We start from the raw sequence: 13,994 nt of genomic DNA, 5'->3' as shown, positions 1-13,994 counted from the left end.
TTACAAAAATTTTCCCCCCCCCCCCCGAATATGGCAAGCAAAAAGAATGCTCGCATAATAAAAATGCCGTCTGAAACAGGTTCAGACGGCATTTGATGCTTGGAATTCAGGCAACTTGGGTTTGATGCTCATTCCCTTGACGCTCGCGGATGAAACCCAAACGGTAAACTGTCTCGCCCTGCCCGCTCAGGAATGACTGAACCACATCGGCATCTTCGGCAGCAACGATGACGACCATACCGATGCCGCAGTTAAAGGTCCGGTACATTTCTTGGGTTTCCACATTGCCCGCCTTTTGAAGCCATTGGAAGAGCTTGGGCAATTCCCACGATTCGGCATCGATTTGTGCAACCATGTTTTCAGGCAACACGCGCGGCACGTTTTCGGTAATGCCGCCGCCGGTAATGTGCGCCATACCTTTAATGGTAAATTTTTCCAAAGCGGCAAGAATCGGTTTCACATACAGACGGGTCGGCGCAATAACGGCCTCACGCAAGGTTTTGCCATTATCAAACTCGGCATCTAAATCGGGATTGTCGCGTTCAATGATTTTACGGATAAGGGAATAGCCGTTTGAATGTGCGCCGTTGGAAGCCAAACCCAATACCACATCGCCCGCACCGATGCTGCGGCCGGTAATGACATTCTCTTTTTCTACCACGCCGACGGCAAAACCCGCCAAATCGTATTCGCCAACGGGATACATACCCGGCATTTCAGCAGTTTCCCCGCCAATCAGGGCGCAGCCGGATTCTTCGCAACCTTGGGCAATGCCTTTGATCACATCGGTCGCGCGCGGAACATCCAATTTGCCGCAGGCAAAATAATCCAAGAAAAACAAGGGCTCTGCACCTTGAACCAAAATATCGTTGACACTCATTGCAACAAGGTCGATGCCCACCGTATCGTGTTTGTCCCAATCAAAGGCAAGTTTGAGCTTGGTACCCACGCCGTCCGTACCGCTGACCAATACGGGGTTTTTATATTTTTTGCCGATTTCAACCAATGCGCCAAAACCGCCCAAACCCCCCAATACTTCCGGACGCATCGTGCGTTTGGCAAACGGTTTGATGTTTTCGACCAGTTGGTCGCCTGCGTCGATATCGACGCCCGCATCGCGGTAACTCAATGAAGTACTCATCATTTTTCCTTGGTAAATGGGGATTGGACGGTAAAATAACGGGGCGTATTCTACCTTATTTCACGTTTGCAGGTTCAGATTTTTGGGCAATATTGTAAACAATATTCTTTGTATGACAGATTTTTTGACAAACCGTGCAAGGATGTTGATGACCCAAGCAAGATCAGGTTCGGTATTTGAAAAATTGTCCGGAAAAACAAACCCGCCGGATTTTGACGGATTGCCCCGTAAAATTAAAAATGCGGCTTTCCCGAAACGGCAACCATTCCGAGACCGGAAGTACGGGCATTACCTGTCCGCAGATAATCCGGTACAAACTTTTTTATTGTTCATACAATGATTTTATTTAAGAAAATATATGACCTATCGGACAACCCGTTTCCCGATACCGGCCAATAAAATGCCGTCTGAAATTTTTCAGACGGCATCGCGTATCATTTAAACATCAATCCAGCTTTTTAAAATGACGACGGCGTTCCAATTCGCTCAAGTAACGCTTACGCAGACGGATGGATTGCGGCGTAATTTCTACCAGCTCGTCATCGTCGATAAACTCAACCGCGCCTTCCAGCGTCAGCTTGATCGGCGTGGTCAGGCGCACGGCTTCGTCGGTACCGCTGGCGCGGATATTGGTGAGTTTTTTACCTTTTAGCGGATTGACCACCAAATCGTTGTCGCGGCTGTGGATGCCGATAATCATACCTTCGTAGATTTTGTCGTTGGGCGATACGAACATACGGCCGCGGTCTTCCAGATTCCACAAGGCATAAGCGACTGCCTCGCCCTGCTCTTGGGACACCAGCACGCCGTTGTGGCGGCCGGGCATATCGGGTTTGACGGGTGCATAGTCGTCGAACACGTGGCTCATCAAGCCGACACCGCGCGTCAAGGTCATGAATTCGCCTTGGAAACCGATTAGGCCGCGTGCGGGAATATGATATTCGAGGCGGGTGCGTCCGTTGCCGTCGCTTTCCATATTGGTCAGTTCGCCACGGCGGCGACCGAGTTCTTCCATTACCGCACCTTGGTTGTCGTCGGGTACGTCCACGGTCAGGTTTTCATAAGGTTCGCATTTTTGACCGTCGATGTCGCGGTACACGACGCGCGGTTTGCCGACGGCGAGTTCATAGCCTTCGCGGCGCATATTTTCCAGCAAAATGGTCAGGTGCAGCTCACCGCGCCCGGACACGCGGAACACGTCGGCATCGGCGGTATCTTCCACGCGCAGGGCAACGTTGGTCAGCAATTCTTTTTGCAGGCGGTCGCGGATTTGGCGGCTGGTTACGAATTTGCCTTCCGTACCCGCCAGCGGGCTGGTGTTCACCATAAAGTCCATGGTCAGCGTCGGTTCGTCCACGCTCAACATCGGCAGGCCTTTGGGGTTGTCTTTGTCGGTGATGGTTACGCCGATACCGATGTCTTCGATACCGGAAATAATCACGATGTCGCCGGCTTCGGCTTCTTCAAGCGGTATGCGTTCCAAACCTTTGAAACCCAACAGTTGGTTGATGCGGCCTTGGGCGATTTGCTGATCGTGGTTCATCACAGCAACGACCTGACCGGGTTTGATGCGTCCGTTCAGGATGCGGCCGATGCCGAGGCGGCCGGTGTAGTTGTCGTAGTCGAGTTGGGAAATTTGCAGTTGCAGCGGCTCGTCCGCGCTGCCGCTCGGTGCGGGCGTGTATTTTAAGATAGTATCGAACAGCGGACGCATGTCGCTGCTCTCGTCGGTTTCTTCCAATTTGGCGAAACCGCTCAACCCTGAAGCGTAAACAATCGGGAAATCCAACTGCTCGTCGGTCGCGCCCAAGTTGTCGAAGAGTTCGAAAGTTTGGTCGATAACCCAGCTCGGACGTGCGGACGGCTTGTCGATTTTATTGATGACGACAATCGGTTTCAGCCCCAAAGCCAAGGCTTTTTTGGTCACGAAACGGGTTTGCGGCATCGGGCCTTCTTGCGCGTCCACCAACAAGACGACGCAGTCCACCATACCCAAAACGCGCTCCACTTCGCCGCCGAAGTCGGCGTGTCCCGGCGTGTCGACGATATTGATGTGGTAGCCTTCGTAATCGATGGCGGTATTTTTGGCGAGGATGGTGATGCCGCGTTCTTTTTCGAGGTCGTTGCTGTCCATCACGCGCTCGTCAACCTGCTGGTTGGCGCGGAATGTGCCGGATTGGCGCAGCAGTTGGTCGACTAATGTGGTTTTGCCGTGGTCGACGTGGGCGATAATGGCGATGTTGCGGATTTGTTTCATAATTAATGTTTTTCAAAAACTGTAAGAGATAACTGCACATTATACCACGCTTTACCGGACAGTATTTGGGAAATGAAGATGCCGTCTGAAACCCTTGCCTTTCAGACGGCATCTTCTTACATACTTTTAGTTATCCAGTTGCGCAACCACCTTGCCGCCGGGGCGATTTCGTCCGCCAACAGCCCTGCCACAATGCCTGCCGATTCTTTTATGACATCCGCCGCCGCGCCGTGCAGCCACACGCCCGCGCAGGCGGCTTCAAAAACCGGCACGCCCTGTGCAAGCAGACTGCCGATGATGCCGCCTAATACGTCACCACTGCCCGCCGTTGCCAATCCCGCGTTGCCGCTTTCGTTGACATAGATTTCCGTATCGGGTGAGGCAACCAATGTTTTGTGCCCCTTTAAAACCACGGTTGCGCCGAAAATTGCCCCTATCTTCCTCACTGCCGCCGTCCGATCCGCCTGAACCTGTGCAACCGTCGTTCCAAGCAGGCGCGCGGCTTCGGCGGGGTGTGGCGTTAAAATCAGGTTTTTACACTCGCGTGCCAGATTTCGGGTTTCGGCATCGGTTGATAATATGTTCAGCGCGTCCGCATCCAAAAGAACGGGCTTGTCCGTGTGTTCCGCCAAAATTCCGGCAAGCGTTCTGACCGCCGCCCTACCTGTACCCAAGCCGCAACCGACAACCCAGGCGTTTATATCTTGACGCTTGGTCAAACCGTCTGCCGTGTCCAACATAATTTCGGGAAAACCGACAATGACGGCGAAAGGCAGCGTTTCCTGATTGAAACCCGCCCACACCTTACCGCAGCCAAGATACATTGCCGCCGATGCCGCCAATACGGGCGCGCCGCTCATGCCGACCGCGCCGCCAACTACGGCGAGCGTGCCGAAAGTCCCTTTGTGCGAATCTTCCGCACGGGCTTTGAAAACATGGGGAAAACGCAATGCCGTCTGAAGCATACGGCGGCGGCTTTCGCCTGAAATGCGGAAAACGGGAAACATTATCCCTCCAATCGGTTAAAATAAGGCTTGAAGAAACTGATTTTACCGCCGGAAACCGATTATGAAAAACAAAACCAAAGTCTGGGACTTCCCCACCCGTCTTTTCCACTGGCTGCTTGCCGCGTCCCTGCCCTTTATGTGGTATAGCGCGAAAGCCGGCGGCGATATGCTGCAATGGCACACGCGCGTCGGGCTGCTCGTCCTTTTCCTGCTCATATTCCGCATCTGCTGGGGCATTTGGGGCAGCGATACCGCCCGTTTTTCCCATTTCGTCCAAGGCTGGGCAGGCATACGCGGCTATCTGAAAAACGGCATTCCCGAAAATATCCAGCCCGGACACAACCCCTTGGGCGCACTGATGGTCGTTGCGCTTTTGGCCGCCGTGTCCTTCCAAGTCGGCACCGGGCTTTTTGCCGCCGATGAAAACACCTTCAGCACCAACGGCTACCTCAACCATTTGGTTTCCGAACATACGGGCAGCCTTATGCGGAAAATCCACCTCAACTTTTTCAAGCTGCTCGCCGTTTTTTCTGCAATCCACATCGCCGCCGTCGCCGCATACCGCGTATTCAAAAAGAAAAACCTCGTTCTCCCGATGATAACCGGCTTCAAATACATCGAAGGCAAAACCTCAATCCGCTTTGCAGGCAAAGCCGCGCTTGCCGCCGCATTATCGGTTGCCGCGCTTGCCGCAGCCGCCATCCTGCTCCTGTCCTGAACCCGACATCAATGCCGTCTGAAGCCCTTTTCTGCCTTTCAGACGGCATTCCGAACATTGCTGCTTCAAAAATACCGTTGCACAGAATATCCCACCATTCCGCAACTTCCACACAATACCGATACTTGGTATAAAATACTTTCTTTTTTCCAGCTCTCTAACACAGTACAAAATGCCGTCTGAAACCCTTCGCTTTTCAGACGGCATGAAAACAAGGAAACACACTATGCCAGAATACCGCTCCAAAACCTCCACCCACGGCCGCAATATGGCAGGCGCACGCGCATTGTGGCGCGCCACCGGCGTGATGGAAACCGACTTCGGCAAGCCCATCATCGCCGTTGCCAACTCGTTCACCCAATTCGTGCCCGGCCATGTCCACCTGCACAATATGGGCCAACTGGTTGCCCGCGAGATCGAAAAGGCGGGCGCAATCGCCAAAGAATTCAACACCATCGCCATCGACGACGGCATCGCCATGGGACACAGCGGTATGCTGTATTCCCTGCCCAGCCGCGATTTGATTGCCGACTCCATCGAATACATGGTCAATGCCCACTGCGCCGACGCGCTGGTGTGCATTTCCAACTGCGACAAAATCACCCCGGGAATGCTGATTGCCGCGATGCGCCTGAATATCCCGACCATCTTCGTTTCCGGCGGCCCGATGGAAGCAGGCAAGGTCATTGGCGTGGCCAACATCCAACCCGAACGCCGCTTGGACTTAATTGACGCGATGATTGAATCGGCGGACGACAATGTCAGCAACCGGCAAGTCGAAGAAGTCGAGCAAAACGCCTGCCCGACCTGCGGCTCGTGTTCGGGTATGTTTACGGCAAACTCAATGAACTGCCTGACCGAAGCACTCGGTCTGTCCCTGCCCGGCAACGGCTCCTACCTTGCCACCCACGCCGGCCGCAAAGAATTGTTCCTCGAAGCCGGCCGCATGATTGTCGAAATCACCAAACGTTATTACGAACAAAACGACGAAACCGTGCTGCCGCGCAGCATTGCCACCAAAAAAGCATTTGAAAACGCCATGACCATGGACATTGCGATGGGCGGCTCTACCAACACCATCCTGCATTTGCTCGCCGTCGCCAACGAAGCGGGCGTGGATTTCAAAATGGCAGACATCGACCGCTTAAGCCGCGTCGTCCCCTGCATCTGTAAAACCGCGCCCAACAACCACGACTACTACATGGAAGACGTACACCGCGCAGGCGGCATCTTCGCCATCCTGAAAGAATTGGACAAAGCGGGCAAACTGCACACCGACGTGTACACCATCCACGCTCCAACGCTGAAAGACGCGATCGAAAAATGGGACGTGACCAATCCCGAAAACACCCACGCCATCGAACGTTTCAAAGCCGCGCCCGGCGGCGTGCGCACCACTCAAGCGTTCTCGCAAAACCGTATGTGGAAAACCCTCGACCTCGACCGCGAAAAAGGCTGTATCCGCGACGTAGCACATGCCTACTCGCAAGACGGCGGCTTGGCGGTTTTGTTCGGCAATATCGCCGAGCGCGGCTGCGTGGTAAAAACCGCAGGCGTGGACGAGAGCATCCTCAAATTCACCGGCCGCGCGCGCGTGTTTGAAAGCCAAGAAGCCGCCGTCGAAGGCATTTTGGGCAACCAAATCGTGGCTGGCGATATCGTCATCATCCGCTACGAAGGCCCGAAAGGCGGCCCGGGCATGCAAGAAATGCTGTACCCGACTTCCTACCTGAAATCCAAAGGCTTGGGCAAAGCCTGCGCCCTCTTGACGGACGGACGCTTCTCCGGCGGCACATCAGGCCTCTCCATCGGCCACGCCTCGCCTGAAGCGGCGGAAGGCGGCGCAATCGGTTTGGTACACGAAGGCGACACCATCGAAATCGACATCCCCAACCGCAGCATCCACCTTGTTATTTCCGATGAAGAGCTTGCCGCGCGCCGAGCCGAAATGGAAGCGCGCGGCAGCAAAGCGTGGAAGCCGGAAAACCGCGACCGCTACGTCTCCGCCGCATTAAGGGCTTACGGCGCGATGGCGACTTCCGCCGACAAAGGCGCAGTGCGCGACGTATCGCAAATCGAAAGATAAGCCCCAAAACGTGCGGCAAATGCCGTCTGAACAGTAAAGGTCTGATGATGGACAAATTTATCTGGGCAATGGCGGTATTTTCCGCAATTTTGGCCCTCGTTATCGGCAGCGGCTTTACCGCCCTCGAATATGTGAAAGAGCCGCTGCCGGCCGCCCCTTATGCCGCTTCCGCGCCACAAACCGCCGAGACCAAGCCTCCGGCGCATCCTGCCGGAACGGCATCCCCCGTACTGCCGGTTGACGGTTCAAACCCCGCGCCCATTTCAAACACCGGCAATGCGGACGGACAGGATACGCCTGACGGAAAGGCAGCCGATACCGTTTCCATCATCGGGGTCGGCGACATTATGCTCGGCAGCAATTATCCGGTCGATTACCTGCCCGATACCAATATCCTGAAACACGTCGAATCCGTCTTGCAAGACGCGGACATTACCGTCGGCAACCTTGAAGGCACGCTGTTTGACGAAGGCGGTACGCCGAAGAAATGTGCCAATCCGAACATCTGCTACGTTTTCCGCACGCCCTCCGCCTACGGGCAATACCTTGCCGACGCGGGATTCGACTACCTCAGCCTCGCCAACAACCACAGCAACGACTTCGGCGCGCAAGGCATCACGGCAACGGCAGGCAACCTTGACGAATTGAACATCAAATATTCGGGCATCGAAAACAGGTTTGAAACCGCCATCCTGAAGAAAAACGGCGTGAGATACGGCTTCGTCTCCTTCGCCCCCCACCTTGCCGCCGTCAAACTGAACGATTATGCCAAAGTCAGAAAACTGATTCGGAAAACCAAGCAAAAAGCCGACATCGTCATTGTGATGTTCCACGGCGGCGCGGAAGGGAAACAGGCGGAACACCTGCCGTTCGATACCGAAATCTTCTATGGGGAAAACAGGGGCAACGTCGTCGAGTTTGCGCGGCTTGCCGTCGATTCCGGCGCGGATGTCGTATTCGGGCAGGGGCCGCACGTTACTCGCGCCGTCGAACTTTACCGCGACCGCTTCATCTCCTACAGCGGCGGCAACTTTGCCACCTACGGCGCAATCAACACCTCCGGCATCAGCGGCATCGCCCCCATTTTTAAAATTATTACGGACAAACAGGGGCGGTTCGTTTCCGGCAACATTATCCCCATCACTCAAGTCGGCGATAAAATCCCCAAAATCGACCCCGAGAAAACCGTTATCGGGCGGATTATTTATCTGAACCGCAGCGATTTCCCCAAGGGGAACGGGCTGGATGTCTCGCCCGACGGCAGCATCACGCGCCGGTAAAAGATATTCAAAATAATGTCTGAAAGAAAATGCCGTCTGAAACCTTTCAATGTTTCAGACGGCATTCAAGTTTCAGACGGCATTTTTGTAATCATCAATAATCGACTTTGATCCGTGAGGCTTTTTCCACTTCGACGACCTCGCCTTCCAGCTCAAACTGTAAGGGATACAGGTTAAGCTTTTCCATCAGGATTCTGTCGCCGTCTTCGTCCGGATTGCCCGTGGTCAGCAGCTTGTCGCCGTAAAAAATCGAGTTCGCGCCTGCCATAAAGCACATCGCCTGCATTGCTTCAGGCATATTGCTGCGCCCTGCCGAGAGGCGGACATAACTTTGCGGCATGGTAATCCGCGCTACGGCAATCGTGCGGACAAATTCAGTCCAATCCAAATCTTCCGCATCAGCCAGCGGCGTGCCTTCCACTTTGACCAGCTGGTTAATCGGCACGCTTTCGGGCTGCGGGTCAAGGTTGGCTAGACTGGCAATCAGTCCTGCACGCTCGGCACGGGTTTCGTTCATACCGACAATGCCGCCGCAGCAGACTTTCAAACCGGCATTGCGGACTTTGCCCAAGGTATCCATGCGGTCTTCGTGTTTGCGGGTATGAATGATGTCATTATAGCGGTCGGGATCGGTGTCGAGGTTGTGGTTGTAATAATCCAAGCCCGCCTCTTTCAAGTCTTCCGCCATACCTTCTTCGAGCATACCGAACGTGCCGCAGGTTTCCATGCCCAATCCCTTGACGGCTTTAATGATTGCGGAAACCGTCTCCACGTCTTTAGGTTTGGGGCCGCGCCATGCCGCACCCATGCAGAAACGGCTGGCACCGCGCGATTTGGCAATTTTGGCTTTTTCGACGATTTCATCCACATCCATCATCTGCTCTTTGCCCAGATTGGTATTGTGGTGCGCCGATTGCGGACAGTAGGCGCAATCTTCGGGACAGCCGCCGGTTTTGATCGACAACAAAGTGGAAAGCTGGATTTCGCGCGGGTTGAAATTTTGGCGGTGGACTTCTGCCGCCTGATAGACAAGTTCTAAAAACGGCAGTCCGAAAAGTGCCTCGACATCGCATTTTTTCCAATAACGCGCGGTGGGATGCGGCTTGCGCTCGGTCTTACGGCGCAAGGCGACGGGGGATACGGTCATAATGTGTTCTTTCGTATTTACAGCGGCGCAATGACGCTGACAGGCAAACCGCCGGCGCAATGACGGCGGTTGCGGGTAATCAAATAGCTGAAAACAGCGGCGGCAAGTGTAACGCGTTTGAAAATACGGGGCAAACGGTTTTTCCGCCTTTGTGCCGCGCAGCCGGGCAATGCCGTCTGAAGGGCTTTCAGATGGCATCGCTCGGGCTATCTCAAAGCGTCCAGCAGTTTGGTGTGTATTCCGCCGAAACCGCCGTTGCTCATCACCAAAATATGGTCACCTGCTTCGGTATGTTTCACGATTTCGGCAACGAAGGCATCGAAATCTTTAGCAACGTGCAGCCTGCCGCCCAAAGGCGCGAGGGCTTCGGCAACGTCCCAGTCCACGCCGCCGGCGTAGCAGAACACTTGGTCGGCTTCTTTGAGACTTGCGGGCAGGGCGGACTTCATCGTGCCGAGTTTCATGGTGTTGGAACGCGGCTCGAGAACGGCGAGGATGCGCGCTCCGCCGACACGTTGGCGCAAACCTTGAATCGTGGTTTCGATGGCGGTCGGGTGGTGGGCGAAGTCGTCGTAAACGGTGATGCCGTTTGCCGTGCCTTTCACCTCCATCCGGCGTTTGACGTTTTTAAACGCGCCCAAGGCTTCGCAGGCCGTCTGAATATCGACTCCGGCATGACGCGCGGCGGCGATGACGGCAAGAGCGTTCATGCGGTTGTGTCCGCCCATCAAACTCCAAGCGACGTGTCCGGCTTTTTTGCCGTCAAGCAATACGTCGAACGAACCGTCAGCATTGACTTCGCCGAGCTGCCAGCCGTGTTCGGTACCGAATTTTTCCACCGGCGTCCAGCAGCCTTTGTCCAAAGTATCTTGCAGGCTTTGTTGTTGTCCGTTGCAGACGATTAAGCCTTCAGACGGCACGGTACGCACGAGGTGGTGGAACTGGGTCTGTATCGCGCCCAAATCGGCGAAGATGTCGGCGTGGTCGAATTCCAGATTGTTCAACACGGCGGTACGCGGACGGTAATGTACGAATTTGGAGCGTTTATCAAAAAAGGCAGTGTCGTATTCGTCGGCTTCGATAACGAAAAACGGCGATTTGCTGTTCGGGTCTTGACGCGGTGTTTGCGGCAGGCGGGCGGAAACGCTGAAGTTTTCCGGTACGCCGCCGATGAGGAAGCCCGGCGCGAGTCCGGCATATTCCAAGACCCATGCGAGCATGGAAGCGGTGGTCGTTTTGCCGTGCGTCCCCGCCACGCCGAGTACCCAATGATGGTGCAGCACGTTTTCCGACAGCCATTGCGGGCCGGAAATATAAGGCAGGCCGCGGTTCAAAATCGCTTCAACCACATCCATCCCGCGCTTGGCGACATTGCCGATAACGTAGATATCGGCTTTAAATTCGTCCAACTGCGCGGCATCGAAGCCTTCGTGCACGTCTATGCCCAAGGCTTCGAGCTGGGTGCTCATCGGCGGATACATCCTCGCGTCGCAACCGCTGACTTTAAAGCCCGCTTCTTTGGCAATGGCGGCAATCCCGCCCATAAACGTGCCGCCGATACCGATAATGTGGATGTGTTTCATCAGAGTTCCCTAATCGTTCAAATTCTATTGTTCAACACCGTAATGGTTGATTCGATTTCAATCAATGCGTCTTTGCACCGGTATTCGAAGCATCCTTATGCGTATTCTCTTTCGGATTTTGGATATGTTCGTCCTTCCTCATATCCAAATTGTCATCAGCCCCTGTGTTTTCCGCCCTGTCTTTTACTGCCGGCCTAACCGAACTGTATACCTGATCACGCCCCAAACCTGCGTTGGTACAATGTTTTCTCGGAGTTTGGCTGTAACTGACCTTACCGTTTTGGCGGCATTCATACACTGCCGCAGATGCCGTCTGAACCACCACAGCCAGCATCAGCCCCGCAATAATTTTAGATGTTTTCATATCAAGACTCCTTCAAAACCATTTCCACCACATCCAAGCCAAAACCGCCGCCGTCACGGCATTAGACAATAAAATGAGTTTCCACTGTCCCGCCTTATGCGGCACGGCCCTTCTCGGCTTCAAAACGCCGCCATAAAAAAACGGCGACAGCAGCATAGAAGCGATACATAAGAAAATCAATACGCCGTAATAGATTTTTTCAGACGGCATTTCTCTTCCTCAATACGCCGCCCGTTGGCGCATTTGTTCAAACAGGCAAACTGTCGCCGCCATCGCGACATTTAAAGACTCGGTCGCATCGTGCATCGGTATCCTGACGCACTTGTCCGCCCTGTCCAAAAGCGCTTTACCGACACCCGCGCCTTCGTTGCCAAACACCCAGGCTGTCGGTGCGCACAAATCTTCGCCGTACAAAACCGCCTGCTTTTCCTCGTGCAAGGCGGTGGCAAACACACGGTCTTCATAGTGCGCCAACCATATTTCCAAATCCGCCTGCGGATAAATGTCCGACAGGAAATGCGCGCCCATCCCCGCGCGCAACACCTTGGGCGACCACGCGTCCGCAGAACCTCTGCCCAAAACGACCGTACCTACCCCTGCCGCCGCCGCGCTTCGCAACACCGTGCCGACATTGCCCGGGTCTTGCACGCTGTCCAAAACCACGCAGTCGCCGCCGGCCGGCAAAGCACCCGCATCCGGAATATCAATCAGCGCAAGCACATCATCCGCAGAAGTCAAGCTGCTGATTTTTTTCAATATGCCGTCTGAAACGGAAAAAACCCTGTCTTCCGGCACAACCGCCCTCAGCCTGCGGACTTCTTCAGACGGCATTTTGCCCTCGGGAATATATACCCCGAGCGGCTTTCCGCCGGATTGCAGGAAAACCTGAAGCAGGTGCACGCCCTCCAAAACGGTTTGGGCATACTGCCGTCTGAACTTTCCTTGCGACAACAGGCGGTGCAGGTGTCTGATGTGTTCATTATTGGTCGAACTGATGTGTTTCACTTCACAAGCCTTTTAGAAATATGCAACCGGACAATACCCGGCTGAACGCCGCCGAAATCTGTTTGCGATATTATCAAAATAAAATGGGAAAGTCAGGATGGACGGGCAAAATGCCGTCTGAAACCGAGATTTGAAAATCCGCACAACAGTTTGCCAACGCCAGCGGGCGGTTTCCACTGTCGGCAACAAGCGGCCAGATTGGGCGCAGGGCAGGCAAAACCCGTTTCCCCTGAAGGATTTTTTTCACATTTTTATGGATGCCGCCCACGGCCAACGTATCCGATGCCGCTACCGTCCTCAAAATCCCGTCCTGCTCCAAAAGATGCCCGGGAAGCCCGAACGGATGGCGTTTTAAAACAAATCCCTGATCCGTCAATATTTCCCTTAAATTTCCGCTTACCTGCCTGTCTTTCAAAAACCGCAATTTATCCGTTTTTTCCAATCGGAACACAAACAGCCTGTCCGCATAATGATACAGCTCAAAACCGGACAGCGTCCATTGGCCTGTCTTCGCCTCCGTCAAAACGCGGGCAATGTCGGCAAGGGCATTCTGATTCGGCACGGTGATGCCGTTTTCCTTCAGAAAATGCCGCAAAATATGGGTTTTCCGGCGCGGGGAAAATGCCTGCCAACGCACCGTATCGAAACTGCCTTCCTCACAGACCCAACGGCAGTCCTGAACGACGACCTCGTCCAGCAAAGCGAAATCTTCCTGCAAAGCGCGGACATTGTTCAGCACATGCCGCCCGAAATGGGGAATCTGCGCCGAGAGTTCGGGCAAAATACGGTGTCGGAAGCGGTTTCGCAAATAAGCCGTATCGCTATTGCTTTCGTCCTCGATATTCGGCAAACCGTGTTTTTTTGCATAATCCTGCACATCTTGCCGTGAAAAAGGCAGCAAAGGCCGCCAGATGATGCCGTTTTCCCCAAAAGGACGGACGGCGGGCATAGCCGCCAAAGCGCGCAAACCGCCGCCGCGCGCGACCGCCAGCATAAAGGTTTCGATTTGATCGTCCCTGTGGTGCGCCAACGCCAAAACGTCAAAGCCTTTTTCGGCAAACGCGGCATAACGCTTCTGCCTTGCCGCCGCCTCAATGCCCAAACCGTTTTTTTCCACGCAGACCTTAACCGTTTCCAGCCCCACCCCGAGCATATCGCAATAGTTTTGGCAGAAATCCGCCCAATCGTCGGCACGGGGGCTCAAGCCGTGATGGATGTGCAATGCCTCCGGCACAAATCCTGCCCGTTTCCCGGCGCGGACAAGCAGATGCAGTAAAACGACGGAATCCAATCCGCCGCTTAATGCCACTGCCGTTTTTTTTCCATTCAGACCTTGAGGAAAACAATCCCTCAAGCATTGCTCAAACGCATCTAAAGTCAGCACGGCTCTGTCCCGATAAAGAAAA

Annotated in this window: 14 protein-coding genes; 5 read left to right on the top strand and 9 right to left on the bottom strand. The window is 54.3% G+C overall.

Annotated features, from left to right (window positions below):
- Window positions 1-106 precede the first annotated feature (106 nt).
- Entirely contained in the window at window positions 107-1,141 is a 1,035-nt protein-coding gene (gene purM, locus Q9J80_RS02405) for a phosphoribosylformylglycinamidine cyclo-ligase (RefSeq protein ID WP_301673856.1), read from the bottom strand.
- 148 nt (window positions 1,142-1,289) lie between these two features.
- Here purM and Q9J80_RS02400 point away from each other — a divergent pair, with 148 nt between their 5' ends.
- Entirely contained in the window at window positions 1,290-1,481 is a 192-nt protein-coding gene (locus tag Q9J80_RS02400; protein WP_301673799.1) for a hypothetical protein, read from the top strand.
- A gap of 105 nt (window positions 1,482-1,586) precedes the next feature.
- On the opposite strand, the gene typA is transcribed toward Q9J80_RS02400, so the two are convergent.
- Complete coding sequence (typA, locus tag Q9J80_RS02395; protein ID WP_301673800.1) at window positions 1,587-3,398, bottom strand: translational GTPase TypA; 1,812 nt, start codon at window positions 3,396-3,398, stop codon at window positions 1,587-1,589.
- Between the two features lie 116 nt (window positions 3,399-3,514).
- A complete protein-coding gene (locus tag Q9J80_RS02390; RefSeq protein ID WP_301673801.1) occupies window positions 3,515-4,405 on the bottom strand; it encodes an NAD(P)H-hydrate dehydratase in 891 nt (296 codons plus the stop codon).
- Between the two features lie 61 nt (window positions 4,406-4,466).
- On the opposite strand from Q9J80_RS02390, the gene Q9J80_RS02385 reads away from it, so the two are divergent.
- The 4 genes from Q9J80_RS02385 (at window position 4,467) to Q9J80_RS02370 (ending at window position 8,489) form a co-directional block, all read left to right on the top strand.
- Window positions 4,467-5,123, top strand: coding sequence for a cytochrome b/b6 domain-containing protein (locus tag Q9J80_RS02385; RefSeq protein ID WP_301673802.1), 657 nt, complete (start codon window positions 4,467-4,469; stop codon window positions 5,121-5,123).
- 11 nt (window positions 5,124-5,134) lie between these two features.
- Window positions 5,135-5,257, top strand: coding sequence for a hypothetical protein (locus Q9J80_RS02380; RefSeq protein ID WP_283255173.1), 123 nt, complete (start codon window positions 5,135-5,137; stop codon window positions 5,255-5,257).
- Between the two features lie 92 nt (window positions 5,258-5,349).
- Window positions 5,350-7,209 carry a dihydroxy-acid dehydratase gene (ilvD, locus tag Q9J80_RS02375; RefSeq protein WP_301673857.1) on the top strand — a complete coding sequence of 620 codons (1,860 nt, stop codon included), beginning with the start codon at window positions 5,350-5,352 and terminating at the stop codon, window positions 7,207-7,209.
- Window positions 7,210-7,256: 47 nt separating this feature from the next.
- Window positions 7,257-8,489, top strand: a complete 1,233-nt coding sequence (locus Q9J80_RS02370; protein WP_301673803.1) for a CapA family protein — start codon at window positions 7,257-7,259, stop codon at window positions 8,487-8,489.
- 94 nt (window positions 8,490-8,583) lie between these two features.
- Here Q9J80_RS02370 and bioB read toward each other — a convergent pair whose 3' ends face one another.
- The 6 genes from bioB to tilS all read right to left on the bottom strand — a co-directional run bounded on the left by bioB (window position 8,584) and on the right by tilS (window position 13,972).
- Window positions 8,584-9,636, bottom strand: coding sequence for a biotin synthase BioB (gene bioB, locus Q9J80_RS02365; protein WP_301673804.1), 1,053 nt, complete (start codon window positions 9,634-9,636; stop codon window positions 8,584-8,586).
- Between the two features lie 206 nt (window positions 9,637-9,842).
- Entirely contained in the window at window positions 9,843-11,219 is a 1,377-nt protein-coding gene (mpl, locus tag Q9J80_RS02360) for a UDP-N-acetylmuramate:L-alanyl-gamma-D-glutamyl-meso-diaminopimelate ligase (protein WP_301673805.1), read from the bottom strand.
- A 61-nt stretch (window positions 11,220-11,280) separates the two neighbouring features.
- Window positions 11,281-11,583: a DUF4124 domain-containing protein gene (locus tag Q9J80_RS02355; RefSeq protein WP_304672803.1), complete on the bottom strand. Its 303-nt coding sequence runs from the start codon at window positions 11,581-11,583 to the stop codon at window positions 11,281-11,283.
- 12 nt (window positions 11,584-11,595) lie between these two features.
- Complete coding sequence (locus Q9J80_RS02350) at window positions 11,596-11,793, bottom strand: hypothetical protein (protein WP_301673807.1); 198 nt, start codon at window positions 11,791-11,793, stop codon at window positions 11,596-11,598.
- Window positions 11,794-11,802: 9 nt separating this feature from the next.
- On the bottom strand, window positions 11,803-12,588 hold the full coding sequence (locus Q9J80_RS02345; protein WP_301673808.1) for a TrmH family RNA methyltransferase: 786 nt from the start codon (window positions 12,586-12,588) through the stop codon (window positions 11,803-11,805).
- A gap of 73 nt (window positions 12,589-12,661) precedes the next feature.
- Complete coding sequence (gene tilS, locus Q9J80_RS02340; protein ID WP_301673809.1) at window positions 12,662-13,972, bottom strand: tRNA lysidine(34) synthetase TilS; 1,311 nt, start codon at window positions 13,970-13,972, stop codon at window positions 12,662-12,664.
- Window positions 13,973-13,994 lie beyond the last annotated feature (22 nt).

It is taken from the genome of Neisseria blantyrii, from assembly GCF_962747855.1.
GTDB lineage: Bacteria > Pseudomonadota > Gammaproteobacteria > Burkholderiales > Neisseriaceae > Neisseria > Neisseria viridiae.
This window is presented reverse-complemented; position numbering and strand designations above follow the sequence as displayed.